Below are 19,150 nucleotides of genomic sequence, written 5' to 3'. Positions count from 1 at the left end.
AGGAATCGTCAGTAACCTACCACTTTACGCAAAATATCGAGATACACCGGCATCAGTGGATGACGCAATAACGCCACCAGCGCGACCACACCAATCCCCAGCGTCAGCGGCGCCAGATACAGCAGGCGGCCACGCGGTAAATATGCGGTTAAGCGATCGACAGCCGCTTTGCCACTGCGCCACAGTCGCCAACACAGCCAGCCACCCACCCACAGCAGCAGTGCAGTCGCCAGCAGCAGCCATTTGAAATCTCCGCTCTGCATATCAGAAGGAATATCGATTGCCGCGCCCGCCAGAATCCCCGGCAGGAAATAGAACGGAGGCCACAACACACAGCCGATGATATTGGGGACGATGAATTTGGCGACGGGCAGATCCAGCATTCCCGCCACCATCGGTACCAGTGGACGCGTCGGCCCCACAAAACGCCCCACCAAAATAGTAAACATGCTGTGCTGGTGTAGCGCGTGTTCGGTCTTGTCCAGCAACGCTTTGTTCTTTTTCATGAAGGACCAACGGTGCAACGGCTTTTTAAAGCGCCATCCCAGCCAGAAAGAGATCCAGTCCCCCAACAAGCAACCAACGATGCCTGCAAGCCAGGCATGCCAGAAATTCAGTTCACCACTGCCAATTAAGGCGCCCAACCCCGCCATCATCACGGTGCCTGGTAGAATCAGGCCAACCAGCGCCAGCGACTCTAAAAAAGCCACCAGAAGCACAGCTATCAAAGAGTACAGGGCGGACTGGAGAATAAAGTGTTCCAGCAATGCTTGCATAATGTGTCCGTCAGATTTACGAAGCAGGGATTCTGCTAACCCTTCTCAACTTCGTCAAGCCATCAATTGGCTGAATAGATTGCGAGTTATGACAACTTTCAGGACACATCATTCACTTTTTATTCACATCCAGCGCGAAACTCGCTCGGACTGGCACCGGTACATTTTTTGAAAACGCGGGAGAAATAGAGCTGATCGTCAAAGCCAACATTGCGACCTACGGTGGCAATGGGCATACGTGTGGTACTCAGTAATAGCTTCGCCTGGCTGATGCGCTGATCTTCGCGCCAGCTTAATACGCTGATACCCAATTGCTGACGAAACAGATGCGACAACCGGGACGGTGACAGGCAGACGTGCTGCGCAACGCTGGCAATATCAAAATTACTGTCCGCCAGATGATCGCTGATGTACTGGCAGGCATCGCGCACGCGGTTATCCATCGGCGGATGCAGCGATTCGTTAATCGCGTCCATGCGTCTGAGCAATAATTGCTCCAGCAGGTTTATCGCCAGCAGTTCGGAATAGCGCCCTTCCCCCTGTCCGGCATGAATGATCTGTCCAAACAGTTCGTTAAAATGCGGCTGGTGCGCTTCGTCCGGGCGGAAAAAACCGGTCTGGGCAAAGATTGCCGGCCAGGCCAGCCACTCCTGCCAATAGGCGCGCGGTCGGAAGTAGACCCACTGGTGATACCACTCGCTGGCATCAGGATGGCGTCCGTAATGGTGAATTTCGCCGGGTGGGAACAACAAAATGTCGCCAGGTCGACAGACAAACTGCTTCCCCTGATTATTGATAACCCCTTCGCCGCGGATGGTGAGATTAAGGATATAACCCTTCATACCCAGCGGCCTGTCGATAAAAAAATCCAGGTATCCATTCGCCTCAATGGGGGTTAATCCGGCCACCAAATGTGCGTTAAACGAATAACCTGGCAACAGGGGATCGTTTTGCGTTTCAGCCATAATTTCAATACTCCCTATATCCTGCCAAGAAACAATTTGTCCATATTACGCCAGACATCATCGCTGTCGCCCCTGAGGACCGCTGTATTTGCGGTAATGGACCACCAATCCCGCTTGTGAAAAGCTCTTTGTAAAAAACATGTGCTACGCCAACGTCAAAATCGGCTAACAAAAGTGTCTATAACTACGGCAGAAATGTCCACATTGATTATTTGCACAGCGTCACACTTTGTGATGCCACAGCATTTTAGTCCATAAGATTAGCGGATCCTGCCTGACGGTTTTTATCGCTACTCACTACTGTTTATCCATACCCGTATTTTTGGATGGAGTAAGACGATGGCGATTGCAATTGGCCTCGATTTTGGTAGTGATTCAGTACGCGCTTTGGCGGTGGAATGTGCCACCGGCGAAGAGATCGCCACCAGCGTTGAGTGGTACCCACGTTGGCAGGAAGGGCAGTATTGCGATGGCCCAAACAACCAGTTTCGCCATCATCCGCGCGACTACATTGAATCCATGGAAGCGGCGCTGAAAACCGTACTGGCCGAACTGAGCGCTGAGCAGCGCGCGGAAGTAGTCGGTATTGGCGTTGACAGTACCGGTTCAACCCCGGCACCCATCGATGCAGACGGTAACGTGCTGGCGCTGCGTCCGGAGTTCGCGGAAAACCCGAATGCAATGTTTGTCCTGTGGAAAGATCACACCTCAGTAGAAGAAGCTGAAGAAATCACCCGCCTGTGCCACACACCAGGCAAGATAGATTACTCCCGCTATATCGGCGGCATTTATTCCAGCGAATGGTTCTGGGCCAAAATCCTGCATGTAACTCGTCAGGACCATGCGATAGCCGAAGCTGCGGTCTCGTGGATTGAGCTATGCGACTGGGTTCCGGCCCTGCTCTCCAACACCGTACGCCCACAGGATATTCGTCGCGGTCGCTGCAGCGCCGGGCATAAATCCCTGTGGCATGAAAGCTGGGGTGGCCTGCCGCCAGCCAGTTTCTTTGACGAACTCGACCCCATCCTCAACCGCCATCTGCAATACCCAATGTTTACCGATACCTTCACCGCGGATCTGCCGGTTGGCACCCTGTGCGCCGAGTGGGCACAGCGTCTGGGACTACCGGAAAGTGTGGTGATTGCAGGCGGCGCTTTTGACTGCCATATGGGCGCGGTCGGCGCAGGTGCACAGCCTAACACGCTGGTGAAAGTCATCGGCACGTCGACCTGCGACATTCTGATTGCCGACAAGCACAGCGTTGGCGAGCGTGCGGTGAAAGGCATTTGCGGCCAGGTTGATGGCAGCGTGGTACCTAATTTTATTGGCCTCGAAGCTGGTCAGTCTGCATTCGGCGATATCTATGCCTGGTTTAGCCGCGTGCTGAGCTGGCCTCTGGAACAGCTTGCCGCACAGCATCCGGAACTGCAGACCCAGATTAAAGCCAGTCAAAAACAGCTGCTGCCTGCACTCACCGAAGCCTGGGCGAAAAATCCATCACTGGAGCATCTGCCGGTGGTGCTCGACTGGTTCAACGGTCGCCGTACGCCCAATGCCAACCAGCGTCTGAAAGGCGTAATTACCGATTTGAATCTGGCAACCGACGCGCCAGCGCTGTTCGGTGGTCTGATTGCCGCCACCGCCTTTGGTGCGCGCGCCATTATGGAATGCTTCACCGAACAGGGTATTGCGGTTAACAACGTAATGGCGCTTGGCGGCATCGCGCGCAAGAACCCGGTCATCATGCAGGCTTGCTGTGACGTGCTGAACCGTCCGCTACAGATTGTTGCTTCAGACCAGTGCTGTGCGCTCGGTGCGGCTATCTTCGCCGCCGTTGCCGCGAAAGTACACGCTGATATCCCTGCCGCTCAGCAGCAGATGGCAAGCGCCGTGGAAAACACGCTGCAACCACGCCCAGAGCAGGCTCAACGTTTTGAACAACTCTACCGCCGCTATCAACAGTGGGCAGTAAGCGCTGAACAACAATACCTTCCGACTGCCGCTCCGGCGCAACAAGCCCCGGTAGATCTGGCAACCCTGACACATTAAGGACACGACAATGACGATTTTTGATAACTATGAAGTGTGGTTTGTGATTGGTAGCCAGCATCTGTATGGCCCTGAAACACTGCGTCAGGTAACCCAACATGCCGAGCACGTCGTTAACGCACTGAATACTGAAGCTAAACTGCACTGCAAACTGGTCTTAAAACCGCTGGGTACCTCGCCTGACGAAATCACCGCTATTTGTCGTGACGCCAACTATGACGATCGCTGCGCAGGGATGGTGGTCTGGCTGCATACCTTCTCCCCGGCCAAAATGTGGATCAACGGCCTGGCGATCCTCAATAAACCGCTGATGCAGTTCCACACCCAGTTTAACGCCGCCCTGCCGTGGAACAGCATTGATATGGACTTTATGAACCTGAACCAGACCGCGCACGGCGGCCGTGAGTTCGGTTTCATCGGCGCGCGTATGCGTCAACAGCATGCCGTGGTCACCGGTCACTGGCAGGATAAACAGGCACACGAACGTATCGGTTCCTGGATGCGCCAGGCCGTGTCCAAACAGGATACCCGCCACCTGAAAGTCTGCCGCTTTGGCGACAACATGCGTGAAGTTGCGGTCACCGACGGCGATAAAGTCGCTGCGCAGATCAAGTTCGGCTTCTCGGTAAATACCTGGGCCGTAGGCGATCTGGTGCAGGTAGTGAACGCAATTAGCGACGGCGAAATCAACGCGCTGATCGACGAGTACGAAAGCACCTACACCATGACAGCGGCCACTCAGATCCACGGTGACAAACGTCAAAACGTGCTGGAAGCGGCGCGTATTGAACTGGGCATGAAGCGTTTCCTGGAACAGGGCGGATTCCACGCCTTTACGACAACATTCGAAGATTTGCACGGCCTGAAACAACTTCCGGGTCTGGCCGTACAGCGTCTGATGCAGCAGGGCTACGGCTTTGCGGGCGAAGGCGACTGGAAAACTGCCGCTCTGCTTCGCATCATGAAGGTGATGTCAACCGGTCTGCAGGGCGGCACCTCATTTATGGAGGATTACACCTACCACTTCGAGAAGGGCAACGATCTGGTGCTCGGCTCGCACATGCTGGAAGTGTGCCCGTCTATCTCGGTGGAAGAAAAACCGATCCTCGACGTACAACACCTCGGCATTGGTGGTAAAGACGATCCGGCCCGCCTGATCTTCAATACTAAAACCGGCCCTGCTGTTGTTGCCAGCCTGATCGATCTCGGCGATCGCTATCGTCTGCTGGTTAACTGCATCGACACCGTACCCACTCCACATGACCTGCCGAAACTGCCGGTGGCAAACGCACTGTGGAAAGCCCAGCCGGATCTGCCAACCGCATCTGAAGCCTGGATCCTCGCCGGCGGCGCGCACCACACCGTCTTTAGCCATGCGTTGGATCTGAACGATATGCGTCAGTTTGCTGAAATGCACGATATTGAGATCGCAGTGATCGATAACGACACCCGCCTGCCGGCCTTTAAGGACGCACTGCGCTGGAACGAAGTGTATTACGGGTTCAAACGTTAATTGTCGAAACGGATTGCCCGGTGGCATTTCATCTACCGGGCCTGCAAACCACTGTAGGCCGGATAAGCGAAGCGCCGTCCGGCATTCAGGAGTTAACATGTTAGAAGATCTTAAACGTCAGGTACTGGAAGCCAATCTGGCGTTGCCTAAGCACAATCTGGTCACCCTGACCTGGGGCAACGTTAGCGCCGTCGATCGCGAGCGCGGCGTATTTGTGATTAAACCATCCGGTGTCGATTACAGCGTCATGACTGCCGACGATATGGTCGTTGTCAGCATCGCAACAGGCGAAGTGGTGGAAGGCCAGAAAAAACCCTCTTCTGATACACCAACGCACCGTCTGCTGTACCAGGCATTCCCGACGATTGGCGGCATTGTTCACACCCATTCTCGTCACGCAACCATCTGGGCGCAGGCGGGCCAGTCAATCCCGGCCACGGGTACAACGCATGCGGACTATTTCTATGGCGCCATCCCCTGCACGCGTAAAATGACCGATGCCGAGATTAACGGCGAATATGAATGGGAAACCGGCAATGTGATCGTCGAAACCTTTGAGAAACAAGGGATTGATGCCGCACAGATGCCTGGCGTATTAGTGCATTCTCACGGCCCGTTTGCATGGGGAAAAAATGCCGAGGATGCAGTACATAACGCGATTGTGCTGGAAGAAGTCGCCTATATGGGCATCTTCTGTCGCCAACTCGCACCGCAGTTACCGGATATGCAGCAAACGTTGCTGGATAAACATTACCTGCGTAAACACGGTGCTAAAGCGTATTACGGACAGTAACCACTGTCGAACATGACAACTGTATAAAATCACAGCTAACCTATCAGAACCAGGCTATAATAATGCCTGGTTTTTTGATGGATACGCAGCGTGGCGCAAGCAGGTTTTATTTTAACCCGGCACTGGCGGGACACCCCACAGGGGACAGAGGTTTCATTTTGGCTGGCAACGGACAATGGGCCACTGCTGGTTACGCTTGCGCCACAGGAATCCGTCGCGTTTATCCCCACACACCAGACGCCTCGCGTAACGTCATTATTACGCACAGAAAACGGCTATCGGCTGACACCGCTCACACTCCAGGATTTCCACCGTCAACCGGTTTCAGGCCTGTATTGCCGCTCGCACCGCCAGCTTATGCGGCTGGAAAAACTGCTGCGTGAAAATGGTGTGACGGTTTACGAGGCCGATGTGCGTCCGCCAGAACGTTATCTGATGGAACGCTTTATTACCTCCCCGGTTTGGGTCGAAGGTACGCCTCAAAACAACACGCTGATTAATGCCCGGCTGAAACCGAACCCGGACTACCGACCACCGTTGAAATGGGTATCGCTGGATATCGAAACAACGCGTCACGGCGAGCTGTACTGCATTGGCCTTGAAGGTTGCGGGCAGCGTATTGTCTATATGCTCGGCCCGCCGAATGGCGATGCCTCCCGGCTGGATTTTGAACTTGAGTATGTCGCCAGCCGCCCGCTGCTGCTGGAAAAACTTAACGACTGGATTGCCCATCACGATCCTGATGTGATCATCGGTTGGAATGTGGTGCAGTTCGATTTACGCGTCCTGCAAAATCATGCTGAACGTTATCGTATCCCACTGCGTTTTGGCCGCGACAACAGCGAACTGGAGTGGCGTGAGCACGGTTTTAAAAACAGTGTTTTTTTCGCGCAGGCTAAAGGGCGTCTGATTATTGACGGCATTGAGGCGCTGAAATCCGCATTCTGGAATTTCTCGTCATTCTCGCTGGAAACGGTATCGCAGGAACTCCTTGGCGAAGGGAAGTCGATTGATAATCCCTGGGACAGAATGGACGAAATTGACCGCCGTTTTGCCCAGGATAAGCCTGCTCTTGCCACTTACAACCTCAAAGACTGTGAGCTGGTCACGCGTATTTTTCATAAAACCGAGATCATTCCGTTTCTGCTGGAACGTTCGACGGTCAACGGTCTGCCTGTCGACCGGCACGGCGGTTCGGTTGCCGCTTTCGGGCACCTCTACTTACCGCGGATGCACCGCGCCGGTTACGTCGCGCCCAATCTGGGAGAAGTTCCCCCTCATGCCAGCCCCGGCGGCTACGTGATGGACTCGCGCCCGGGTTTGTACGACTCTGTATTAGTGCTGGATTACAAAAGCCTGTATCCCTCAATTATCCGTACTTTCTTGATCGACCCCGTGGGACTTATCGAAGGGATGGCACATCCGGACCCGTTGCACAGCACCGAAGGGTTCCTCGACGCGTGGTTCTCCCGCGAAAAGCACTGCCTGCCGGAGATTGTTACCCAAATCTGGCACGGGCGCGACGAAGCGAAACGCCACGGCAATAAACCGCTCTCGCAGGCGTTGAAAATCATCATGAACGCATTTTACGGCGTGCTGGGCACCACCGCCTGTCGCTTTTTCGACCCGAGACTGGCCTCATCCATTACCATGCGCGGCCATGCGATCATGCGCCAGACCAAAGCGTTAATTGAGGCTCAGGGTTACGATGTCATCTATGGCGATACCGATTCCACCTTTGTCTGGCTGAAAAAGGCGCACTCAGAAGACGATGCAGCCCAAATTGGTCGGGAGCTGGTGAGCTATGTCAACACCTGGTGGGCGCAATCGCTGAAGCAGCAAAATCTGACCAGCGCGCTGGAGCTGGAGTTTGAAACCCATTTTTGTCGCTTCCTAATGCCGACCATTCGCGGTGCAGATACCGGCAGTAAAAAACGCTATGCGGGGATGATTCAGGACGGTGCTGAGCAACGAATGGTGTTTAAGGGACTGGAAACGGTACGAACCGACTGGACACCGCTGGCACAGCAGTTTCAGCAGGCGCTGTACCTGCGAATTTTTCGTAACGAACCTTATCAGGAGTTTGTCCGCGAGACCATCGACAAGCTGATGGCGGGTGAACTGGATGAACAACTGATTTATCGCAAACGTCTGCGCCGCCCGTTAAGCGAATACCAGCGCAATGTCCCACCGCACGTTCGTGCGGCGCGACTCGCCGATGAACAGAATGCAAAACTTGGCCGCCCACCACAGTATCAAAATCGCGGGACGATCAAATATGTCTGGACGGTAAATGGCCCAGAACCCGTGGATTATCAACAATCCCCCCTGGATTACGAGCACTATCTGACCCGCCAGATCCAGCCGGTAGCCGAGGGAATTCTTCCCTTTATTGATGATAATTTTGCTACACTACTCACAGGACAACTGGGGTTATTTTGACGCGTGACGAAACCGCCGCCATCCAGTACCATAGCGCCCTTTCCATTTCTGGACCCATTTAACACCACTACCACTGATTTATTAGCCTGGTAGCGGGGTCGTATGCTCTCAAAACCTCGGGCTAGCCCGAAAAATGACGAGCATTGCCTGCAATTAAAGATATAGAGCCGAACATATATGCCTTTTACACTTGGTCAACGCTGGATCAGCGATACAGAAAGCGAATTGGGACTTGGTACCGTTGTCGCCATGGATGCGCGAACCGTCACTTTACTTTTCTCATCGACGGGCGAAAACCGTCTGTATGCGCGCAGTGATTCCCCCGTGACCCGCGTGATGTTCAATCCTGGCGATACGATAACAAGCCATGAAGGCTGGCAACTGCATGTCGATGAAGTAAAAGAAGAAAACGGCCTGCTTGCTTATATCGGAACCCGTCTCGACACCGAAGAAACTGGCGTCATGTTGCGTGAAGTGCTGCTCGACAGCAAGCTGGTGTTCAGTAAACCCCAGGATCGCCTGTTTGCTGGCCAGATTGACCGTATGGACCGCTTCGCACTGCGCTATCGTGCGCGTAAATTTCAAAGCGAGCAGTACCGCATGCCGTGGAGTGGTCTGCGCGGTCAGCGCACCAGCCTGATCCCACACCAGCTTAACATCGCCCACGATGTCGGCCGTCGCCATGCGCCTCGCGTTCTGCTGGCTGATGAAGTTGGGTTAGGTAAAACCATTGAAGCCGGGATGATATTGCATCAACAGCTACTTTCCGGCGCTGCAGAACGCGTGCTGATCATCGTCCCGGAGACGCTACAGCACCAGTGGCTGGTCGAAATGCTGCGCCGTTTCAACCTGCGTTTCGCGCTGTTCGATGACGAACGCTATGCAGAAGCGCAGCACGATGCCTACAACCCGTTTGAAACTGAGCAACTGGTTATCTGCTCTCTGGACTTTGCCCGTCGCAGTAAACAACGTCTGGAGCATCTGTGTGATGCCGAATGGGACCTGCTGATTGTCGATGAAGCCCATCACCTGGTATGGAGCGAAGATGCGCCCAGCCGCGAGTATATGGCCATTGAACAGCTGGCAGAGCGCGTGCCGGGTATCCTGCTGCTGACCGCAACGCCGGAACAACTCGGCATGGAAAGTCACTTTGCGCGTTTGCGCCTGCTGGACCCAAGCCGCTTCCACGATTTTGCCCAGTTCGTTGAAGAACAAAAAAATTATCGCCCGGTTGCCGATGCGGTTGCCATGCTGCTGGCTGGCAACAAGCTGAGTAACGATGAGCTAAACATGCTTGGCGACATGATTGGCGAACAGGATATTGAGCCGCTATTACAGGCAGCGAACAGCGACAGTGACGACGCCCAGAGCGCGCGTCAGGAGCTGGTTTCGATGCTGATGGACAGACACGGCACCAGCCGCGTATTGTTCCGTAACACCCGTAACGGTGTGAAAGGCTTCCCGAAACGCGAACTGCATACCATCAAGCTGCCGCTGCCAACCCAATACCAGACAGCCATCAAAGTCTCGGGCATTATGGGCGCACGTAAGAGTGCGGAAGATCGCGCACGCGATATGCTCTACCCGGAACAGATTTATCAGGAATTTGAAGGCGATACCGGTACCTGGTGGAACTTTGACCCGCGCGTGGAATGGCTGATGGGTTACCTGACCAGCCACCGCTCACAGAAAGTGCTGGTGATCTGCGCGAAAGCCACCACCGCGTTGCAACTTGAGCAAGTGCTGCGCGAACGCGAAGGTATCCGCGCCGCCGTGTTCCATGAAGGGATGTCGATCATTGAGCGTGACCGTGCCGCCGCCTGGTTTAGCGAAGAAGATAGCGGTGCGCAGGTAATGCTGTGTTCTGAAATCGGCTCCGAAGGGCGTAACTTCCAGTTCGCCAGCAATCTGGTGATGTTTGACCTGCCGTTTAACCCGGACCTGCTGGAACAACGTATCGGCCGTCTGGACCGTATTGGTCAGGCGCATGATATTCAGATTCACGTTCCGTATCTGGAAAAAACCGCGCAATCCGTGCTGGTGCGCTGGTACCACGAAGGTCTGGATGCGTTCGAGCACACCTGCCCGACCGGCCGTACCATCTATGACACGGTCTATAACAATCTGATCGGCTACCTGGCGGAGCCAGAAAACACCGATGGCTTTGACGATTTGATCAAAACCTGCCGCGAACAGCATGACGCGCTGAAAGCACAGCTGGAGCAAGGTCGCGATCGCCTGCTGGAGATCCACTCTAACGGCGGCGAAAAAGCACTGGCGTTGGCTGAAAGTATTGAAGAACAAGACGACGATACTAGCCTGATCGCCTTCGCGATGAACCTGTTTGATATCGTTGGTATTAATCAGGATGACCGTGGCGACAATTTGATCGTGCTGACACCTTCCGATCACATGCTGGTGCCTGATTTCCCAGGACTGCCGGAAGATGGCTGCACCATTACGTTTGAGCGTGATGTCGCTCTGTCGCGTGAAGACGCGCAGTTTATTACCTGGGAGCACCCGCTGATCCGTAATGGTCTGGATCTGATCCTCTCCGGCGATACCGGTAGCAGCACCATTTCGTTGCTGAAAAACAAAGCATTACCGGTCGGTACTCTGCTGGTTGAACTGGTCTACGTTGTTGAAGCGCAAGCGCCAAAACAGCTGCAGTTAAACCGCTTCCTGCCGCCAACGCCGGTACGCATGCTGCTGGATAAAAACGGCAATAATCTTGCCGCCCAGGTTGAATTCGAAACCTTTAACCGTCAGCTCAGCGCCGTTAACCGCCACACCGGCAGCAAACTGGTCAATGCCGTGCAGCAGGATGTTCATGCCATTCTGCAACTCGGTGAAGCGCAAGTAGAAAAATCGGCCCGTGCGCTGATCGATGCAGCACGTAAAGAAGCAGATGAGAAACTGACCGCGGAACTGTCGCGTCTCGAAGCGCTACGAGCCGTGAACCCGAACATCCGTGATGACGAGCTTGCAGCCATAGAAAGCAACCGTCAGCAGGTGATGGAAAGCCTCGATCAGGCTGGCTGGCGACTGGATGCGCTACGCCTGATCGTCGTGACACATCAGTAACGGAGCTGAAAATGGGGATGGAAAACTACAATCCGCCGCAGGAACCCTGGTTGGTTATCCTGTACCAGGATGAGCACATTATGGTGGTCAACAAGCCAAGCGGCTTGTTGTCCGTACCGGGTCGCCTGGATGAGCATAAAGACAGCGTGATGACACGTATTCAGCGCGACTATCCGCAGGCTGAATCCGTACATCGTCTGGATATGGCCACCAGCGGCGTGATTGTAGTAGCGCTGACCAAAGCAGCAGAGCGCGAACTCAAACGCCAGTTTCGCGAGCGTGAGCCGAAGAAGCAGTACGTGGCGCGGGTGTGGGGACATCCCGCACCTGCCGAGGGGCTGGTTGATTTACCACTGATTTGTGACTGGCCCAACCGGCCAAAGCAAAAGGTGTGTTATGAAACCGGAAAATCCGCGCAAACAGAATACGAAGTTGTGGAGTTTGCCGCGGATAATACCGCCCGGGTCGTGCTCAAACCCATTACTGGACGTTCCCATCAGTTACGCGTGCATATGCTGGCGTTAGGACATCCGATTCTGGGTGACCGCTTCTATGCGCCACCGGAGGCGCTGGCAATGGCACCGAGACTGCTGCTGCATGCAGAGATGTTAACCATCACTCATCCCGAATACGGCAACAGTATGACGTTTAAAGTCCCGGCGGATTTTTAAATTCAGTTCCCATTTATGCCGGGGGAGCTTCGCTTGCCCGGCCTACAGTTATCAACGTAGGCCGGATAAGGCGCGGCATAACGATTATTTAAAGCCTTTCTGTTCTTTAATTAGCTCGTAAGCTTTTTGAATTTCCTGCGCTTTTTGCTTCGCCATTTCCATCATTTCTGGCGGCAGGCCTTTTGCGACCAGCTTGTCAGGGTGATGCTCGCTCATCAGCTTACGATAGGCGCGCTTAATGGTGGTCGCATCATCTGTTGCTTTTACCCCCAACACGTTACAGGCATCTTCCAGCGTGGGTCCGCGTTGCGCCTGCTGCCAGCCGCCGCCCGCAGATTGCTGTTGATATCCGCCGCCAAACTGCGCCCCACCCTGCATCATGCGCAGGAACTGATCAAACTGGGTACGCGAAATGCCCAGTTCTTCAGCGATGACGTACAGCACTTCACGCTCGTTAGGATGCAACGACCCATCGGCAAACGCGGCCTGAATTTGAATTTCCAGAAACATGCGGATCAGATCGAATCGGCCAAAACAGACGCTACGAAACTGACGCATCTTTTCACGTAATGGGTAATTATCCGATTTTCCTACCCGGAAAGCGTGTTGTGCAGCCGTTCGCGAGTCACCGTGCAAATTCATGCGGTCCATCAACTGGCTGGCGATATGAATATCCGCCTCAGTAACACGTCCCTTGGATTTAGTCAGATGCCCCATCACCTCAAAAGTGGTGGCAAAAAACAGCGCCTGACGCTCTCGTTGGTTGGCGAACCATGCCATTTTGCGCATGCGGGCTTTGTCGAACATATGGCCAACTAACAGGCCTAACACCACACCCCAGAAGCCGCCGCCCATCATTAAGGCCACGGCCACACCAATAATCTTTCCCCAATACTGCATACATTCCCCAAATCTTTATGCTCTTGGCCAGGCTATGTCCCACAATATAAGGTGCTTTTACCGTTTTACGGCTGCGGTCAATTGTGGGACATAGCCTATAATTTGCATTATCATACCTGTCATTCAATGCCGTGCCTAACACCACAAACGCCATACCCGTTGGATTTCGAGTTACGACAAGGCGGCTACGCAGGGACAAATTCGTCTGGCACGAATTTGCACAACCTCAGACAGCCTCCAAAAAGGGATCAAGATGGCCCTCATGGCATCCCCTGGCGCTTTACAGTGCAGGTAACTGGGGAAAACGAGGAAGACAACGAATATGCAGCTTGAAAGGTGACGGGTATAAAATGGGCAGGATTAATACTAGCGAAGTGAAGATGAGATAAGTTAGGCTGTGACCGTTTGTCACGCGCGACGCTACTGATGATGGAACAATAAATACAACGTATGAAAAAACGTATTCCCACTCTTCTGGCCACCATGATTGCCACCGCCCTCTATAGTCAACAGGGTCTGGCAGCCGATCTCGCCTCACAGTGCATGTTGGGCGTGCCAAGCTATAACCGTCCTCTGGTGCAGGGCGATACCAATGAGTTACCTGTCACCATCAATGCCGATCACGCGAAAGGGAACTACCCTGATGACGCCGTGTTTACCGGCAACGTGGATATTGCACAGGGTAACAGCCGCCTACAAGCCGATGAAGTGCAGCTTCATCAAAAACAGGCCGAAGGTCAACCCGCTCCCGTTCGTACCGTCGATGCGCTGGGCAACGTCCATTATGATGACAACCAGGTCATTCTGAAGGGACCAAAGGGCTGGGCAAACCTGAATACGAAAGACACCAACGTCTGGGAAGGTGACTATCAGATGGTGGGACGCCAGGGGCGCGGGAAAGCGGACCTGATGAAACAGCGCGGAGAGAATCGCTACACCATTCTGGAAAACGGCAGTTTTACCTCCTGTCTTCCGGGTTCCAATACCTGGAGCGTCGTCGGTAGTGAAGTGATCCATGACCGTGAAGAACAGGTCGCTGAAATCTGGAACGCCCGTTTTAAACTGGGCCCGGTTCCGGTGTTTTACAGCCCCTATTTGCAGCTACCTGTAGGCGATAAGCGCCGTTCCGGTTTCTTGATCCCGAACGCAAAATACTCCACCAAGAACTATTTTGAGTTCTACCTGCCATATTACTGGAATATCGCGCCCAACATGGACGCCACCATTACGCCGCATTATATGCATCGCCGTGGCGGCGTGATGTGGGAGAACGAATTCCGTTACCTGACCCAGGCGGGCGCAGGTCTGATGGAACTCGACTACCTGAATTCCGACCGGGTCTACGACGACGAACATCCGAATGATGATAATTCACGCCGCTGGCTGTTTTACTGGCAACACGCCGGTGTGATGGACCAGGTGTGGCGTTTCAACGTCGACTATACCAAAGTCAGCGACTCCAGCTACTTTAATGATTTTGACAATAAGTACGGTTCCAGTACCGACGGTTATGCGACACAGAAATTCAGCGTCGGCTATGCGGTGCAAAACTTTGATGCGACAGTCTCCACCAAACAGTTCCAGGTTTTTGACGATCAGAACAACAGCAGTTATTCCGCTCAGCCACAGTTAGACGTCAACTTCTATCAGAATGACGTCGGTCCATTTGATACCCGTATTTATGGACAGGCGGTGCATTTCGTCAATACCAATGACGACATGCCGGAAGCGACGCGTGTTCACCTTGAGCCGACCATCAATCTGCCGCTATCCAATCAGTGGGGAAGTATCAACACTGAAGCGAAGCTGATGGCGACGCATTACCAGCAGACCAATCTGGACTGGTATAACAACAATCCGAGTAACGTAAATAAGCTCGACGATTCCGCTAACCGCGTCATGCCGCAGTTCAAAGTTGACGGTAAGCTGGTCTTCGAACGTGATATGGAAATGCTGGCGCCAGGCTATACCCAGACACTGGAGCCGCGTGCGCAGTATTTATATGTGCCGTATCGCAACCAAAGTCATATCTATAACTATGACTCTTCCCTGCTGCAATCTGACTACAGCGGCCTGTTCCGTGACCGCACCTATGGTGGCCTGGACCGTATTGCCTCCGCAAACCAGGTAACGACAGGTGTCACATCTCGCGTTTATGATGACGCGGCCATTGAACGTTTTAATATTTCTGTGGGTCAAATCTACTATTTCACCGAGTCTCGCACTGGCGATGACAACATTAAATGGGAGAATGACGACAAAACCGGTTCACTGGTATGGGCTGGCGATACCTACTGGCGCATCTCCGATCGTTGGGGTTTACGCAGTGGGATACAATACGACACACGTCTGGACAGTATCGCCACCAGCAGCAGCAGCATCGAGTACCGTCGCGACGAAAACCGTATGCTGCAGTTGAACTACCGCTATGCCAGCCCGGAATATATCCAGGCAACACTGCCGTCGTATTACTCTACGGCAGATCAGTATAAAAACGGGATTTCTCAGGTGGGTGCAGTGGCGAGCGTGCCGATCGCTGAGCGTTGGTCAATCGTCGGAGCTTACTACTTCGATACCAATGTGAACAAAGTGGCGGATTCCATGCTGGGCTTGCAGTACAACTCCTGCTGTTATGCCATTCGCGTCGGCTACGAACGTAAGCTGAATGGTTGGGATGACACCCAGAAACACGCGGTATATGACAACTCGATCGGCTTTAATATCGAACTGCGTGGCCTGAGCTCTAACTATGGCCTTGGCACCAACCAGATGCTGCGTTCGAACATTTTGCCGTATCAAAGCTCTTTATGATCTGATTGATTTACAACGTAATCCGCATTGCGGTTAATTGAAATGGAAAAAGTATGAAGAACTGGAAAACGCTGCTTCTCGGTATCGCCATGGTCGCGAATACCAGTTTCGCTGCCCCACAGGTAGTCGATAAAGTCGCAGCCGTCGTCAATAACGGCGTCGTTCTGGAAAGCGACGTCGATGGCTTAATGCAGTCAGTAAAACTGAATGCGGGTCAGGCAGGTCAGCAATTACCGGACGATGCCACGCTGCGTCATCAGATCCTGGAACGTTTGATCATGGATCAAATCGTTCTGCAGATGGGTCAGAAGATGGGCGTAAAAATCTCTGATGAGCAGTTGGATCAGGCTATCGCCAACATTGCCAAGCAGAACAATATGACGCTGGATCAAATGCGCAGCCGTCTGGCTCAGGATGGTCTGAGTTATTCGACCTATCGCAACCAGATCCGTAAAGAGATGACCATCTCTGAAGTGCGTAATAATGAAGTTCGCCGTCGTGTCACCATCCTGCCACAGGAAGTTGATGCCCTGGCGCAGCAAGTTGGCAACCAAAATGATGCCAGCACTGAGCTGAACCTGAGCCACATTTTGATTCCATTACCGGAAAACCCAACGTCAGATCAGGTTAACCAGGCGGAAAGCCAGGCGCGTTCTGTGGTTGATGAAGCGCGTAGCGGTAGCGATTTTGGCAAGCTGGCCATCACCTATTCTGCTGACCAGCAGGCGCTGAAAGGCGGCCAGATGGGCTGGGGACGTATTCAGGAACTGCCCGGTATCTTTGCTCAGGCGTTAAGCACCGCGAAAAAAGGCGATATCATTGGCCCAATTCGTTCAGGTGTCGGCTTCCATATTCTGAAAGTCAACGACATGCGTGGCCAGAGCCAGAGCGTCTCCGTGACTGAAGTTCATGCCCGCCATATTCTGCTGAAACCGTCGCCGATCATGACCGATCAACAGGCTCGCCTGAAACTGGAACAAATTGCAGCTGATATTAAGAGCGGTAAAACGACCTTTGCAGCAGCAGCAAAAGAGTTCTCTCAGGATCCGGGTTCAGCAAACCAGGGCGGTGACCTGGGTTGGGCTGCAGCCGATATTTTCGATCCTGCTTTCCGCGATGCGCTGACCCGCCTGAACAAGGGTCAGATGAGCACGCCGGTGCACTCTTCCTTCGGCTGGCATCTGATCGAGCTGCTGGATACGCGTAACGTTGATAAAACTGACGCGGCGCAGAAAGACAAAGCTTACCGTATGCTGATGAACCGTAAATTCTCGGAAGAAGCAGCGACCTGGATGCAGGAACAGCGCGCCAGTGCGTACGTTAAAATTCTGAGCAACTAATGACTCGAACTCAACGTGTTGTGATCACTCCCGGCGAACCTGCCGGGATTGGTCCGGACCTTGTGGTCCAGCTTGCACAGCGCGAGTGGCCGGTAGAACTCGTTGTTTGTGCTGATGCCACGCTACTCCGTAACCGGGCAGCCATGCTCGGTTTACCGCTTTCGCTCCTACCCTACTCTCCAGATATCCCAGCCCAACCACAATCAGCCGGTACGCTGACGCTATTGCCGGTTGCGCTGCGCGCGCCTGTCGTCGCGGGTCAACTGACGGTAGAGAATGGGCAATATGTGGTCGATACGCTGGCTCGCGCCTGCGATGGTTGTCTACAGGGCGAGTTTGCCGCGCTGATAACCGGCCCCGTTCACAAAGGCGTGATCAATGACGCTGGCGTGCCGTTTACCGGGCATACTGAGTTTTTTGAAGACCGCTCACAGGCGAAGAAAGTCGTGATGATGCTGGCGACGGAAGAATTGCGTGTTGCTCTGGCGACCACACATCTGCCGCTTAAAGCCGTTGCTGACGCCATTACCCCGGCATTATTGCGGGAAGTGATCGGCATTCTGCATCATGATTTACGCACCAAATTTGGCCTGAACGATCCGCATATTCTGGTTTGCGGCTTGAACCCGCATGCGGGAGAAGGCGGTCATATGGGGACGGAAGAGATAGACACCATCATCCCGGTACTGGATGAACTGCGTGCGCAGGGGATGAAATTAAACGGTCCACTGCCTGCAGATACGCTGTTTCAGCCCAAATATCTCGACCACGCGGATGCCGTGCTGGCAATGTACCACGATCAGGGCCTCCCCGTGCTAAAATACCAGGGATTTGGTCGCGGAGTGAATATCACGCTGGGCCTGCCCTTTATTCGCACATCCGTTGATCACGGCACCGCACTTGAACTGGCGGGTCGTGGGCAAGCAGATGTCGGCAGTTTTATTACGGCGCTTAACCTCGCCATCAAAATGATTGTTAATACCAATGAATAATCGAGTCCATCAGGGCCATTTAGCCCGTAAACGTTTCGGGCAAAACTTCCTCAACGATCAGTTTGTGATCGAAAGTATTGTCTCTGCTATCAACCCGCAAAAGGGTCAGGCAATGGTCGAAATCGGCCCGGGCCTTGCTGCATTGACCGAGCCAGTAGGCGAACGTCTGGACAAGCTCACGGTCATCGAACTGGACCGCGATCTGGCTGCGCGTCTGCAAACACACCCGTTTTTAGGGCCAAAGCTGACTATTTATCAGCAAGATGCCATGACCATGAACTTCGGTGAGCTATCACAAACGATGGGTCAGCCGCTGCGCGTATTTGGCAACCTGCCGTACAACATCTCCACACCGCTGATGTTCCATCTTTTTACCTATACTGATGCCATTGCCGACATGCATTTCATGTTGCAAAAAGAGGTGGTCAATCGTCTGGTTGCAGGGCCAAACAGTAAAGCGTATGGTCGATTAAGCGTCATGGCGCAATATTACTGCAATGTGATCCCGGTGCTCGAAGTTCCACCGTCGGCTTTCACACCAGCACCGAAAGTAGATTCCGCCGTTGTACGCCTGGTCCCTCACGCGACGATGCCGTACCCGGTTAAAGATGTTCGCGTCCTGAGCCGCATTACCACCGAAGCGTTTAATCAGCGCCGTAAAACGGTACGTAATAGCCTCGGTAATCTGTTCAGCGTTGAAGTGCTGACAGAGTTGGGCATTGACCCGGCAATGCGAGCGGAAAATATCTCTGTCGCGCAATACTGCCGGATGGCTAACTATCTGTCAGAAAACGCGCCTTCGAAGGAGAGTTAA

At 53.6% G+C, this 19,150-nt stretch carries 13 protein-coding genes; 10 read left to right on the top strand and 3 right to left on the bottom strand.

The window, feature by feature from the left end:
- Positions 1-8: 8 nt before the first annotated feature.
- On the bottom strand, positions 9-776 hold the full coding sequence (locus RYZ59_RS09395) for a DedA family protein (RefSeq protein ID WP_318047540.1): 768 nt from the start codon (positions 774-776) through the stop codon (positions 9-11).
- 119 nt (positions 777-895) lie between these two features.
- A complete protein-coding gene (gene araC / locus RYZ59_RS09390; RefSeq protein ID WP_005124526.1) occupies positions 896-1,741 on the bottom strand; it encodes an arabinose operon transcriptional regulator AraC in 846 nt (281 codons plus the stop codon).
- 339 nt (positions 1,742-2,080) lie between these two features.
- Here araC and araB point away from each other — a divergent pair, with 339 nt between their 5' ends.
- The 6 genes from araB to rluA all read left to right on the top strand — a co-directional run bounded on the left by araB (position 2,081) and on the right by rluA (position 12,293).
- Positions 2,081-3,790, top strand: coding sequence for a ribulokinase (gene araB, locus RYZ59_RS09385; protein ID WP_137371171.1), 1,710 nt, complete (start codon positions 2,081-2,083; stop codon positions 3,788-3,790).
- Positions 3,791-3,800: 10 nt separating this feature from the next.
- A complete protein-coding gene (gene araA / locus RYZ59_RS09380; RefSeq protein WP_318047545.1) occupies positions 3,801-5,303 on the top strand; it encodes an L-arabinose isomerase in 1,503 nt (500 codons plus the stop codon).
- Between the two features lie 97 nt (positions 5,304-5,400).
- Positions 5,401-6,096 carry an L-ribulose-5-phosphate 4-epimerase gene (gene araD / locus RYZ59_RS09375; RefSeq protein WP_318047546.1) on the top strand — a complete coding sequence of 232 codons (696 nt, stop codon included), beginning with the start codon at positions 5,401-5,403 and terminating at the stop codon, positions 6,094-6,096.
- 90 nt (positions 6,097-6,186) lie between these two features.
- Positions 6,187-8,538 carry a DNA polymerase II gene (polB, locus tag RYZ59_RS09370; RefSeq protein WP_318047547.1) on the top strand — a complete coding sequence of 784 codons (2,352 nt, stop codon included), beginning with the start codon at positions 6,187-6,189 and terminating at the stop codon, positions 8,536-8,538.
- Between the two features lie 177 nt (positions 8,539-8,715).
- Positions 8,716-11,622, top strand: coding sequence for an RNA polymerase-associated protein RapA (gene rapA, locus RYZ59_RS09365; RefSeq protein WP_318047549.1), 2,907 nt, complete (start codon positions 8,716-8,718; stop codon positions 11,620-11,622).
- A gap of 11 nt (positions 11,623-11,633) precedes the next feature.
- Positions 11,634-12,293 (top strand): bifunctional tRNA pseudouridine(32) synthase/23S rRNA pseudouridine(746) synthase RluA, encoded by a 660-nt coding sequence (rluA, locus tag RYZ59_RS09360; RefSeq protein ID WP_137383748.1) that lies wholly within the window; start codon positions 11,634-11,636, stop codon positions 12,291-12,293.
- A gap of 84 nt (positions 12,294-12,377) precedes the next feature.
- Here rluA and djlA read toward each other — a convergent pair whose 3' ends face one another.
- Positions 12,378-13,193, bottom strand: coding sequence for a co-chaperone DjlA (djlA, locus tag RYZ59_RS09355; RefSeq protein WP_202039525.1), 816 nt, complete (start codon positions 13,191-13,193; stop codon positions 12,378-12,380).
- A gap of 450 nt (positions 13,194-13,643) precedes the next feature.
- On the opposite strand from djlA, the gene lptD reads away from it, so the two are divergent.
- The 4 genes from lptD to rsmA are packed head-to-tail and all read left to right on the top strand — an operon-like array spanning position 13,644 to position 19,150.
- On the top strand, positions 13,644-16,004 hold the full coding sequence (lptD, locus tag RYZ59_RS09350; RefSeq protein ID WP_318047552.1) for an LPS assembly protein LptD: 2,361 nt from the start codon (positions 13,644-13,646) through the stop codon (positions 16,002-16,004).
- A 53-nt stretch (positions 16,005-16,057) separates the two neighbouring features.
- Positions 16,058-17,344 (top strand): peptidylprolyl isomerase SurA, encoded by a 1,287-nt coding sequence (gene surA / locus RYZ59_RS09345; protein ID WP_318047554.1) that lies wholly within the window; start codon positions 16,058-16,060, stop codon positions 17,342-17,344.
- Complete coding sequence (pdxA, locus tag RYZ59_RS09340) at positions 17,344-18,336, top strand: 4-hydroxythreonine-4-phosphate dehydrogenase PdxA (protein WP_318047556.1); 993 nt, start codon at positions 17,344-17,346, stop codon at positions 18,334-18,336. The genes surA and pdxA overlap by 1 nt, the downstream gene beginning before the upstream one ends.
- A complete protein-coding gene (rsmA, locus tag RYZ59_RS09335) occupies positions 18,329-19,150 on the top strand; it encodes a 16S rRNA (adenine(1518)-N(6)/adenine(1519)-N(6))-dimethyltransferase RsmA (protein WP_048212723.1) in 822 nt (273 codons plus the stop codon). Before pdxA ends, rsmA begins: the two co-directional genes overlap by 8 nt.

Source organism: Citrobacter sp. HN-141 (genome assembly GCF_033341895.1).
In the GTDB taxonomy this organism is placed as follows: Bacteria; Pseudomonadota; Gammaproteobacteria; order Enterobacterales; family Enterobacteriaceae; genus Citrobacter.
Note: the sequence above shows the minus strand (reverse complement) of the source record. Positions and strands in the feature narration are given on the sequence as shown.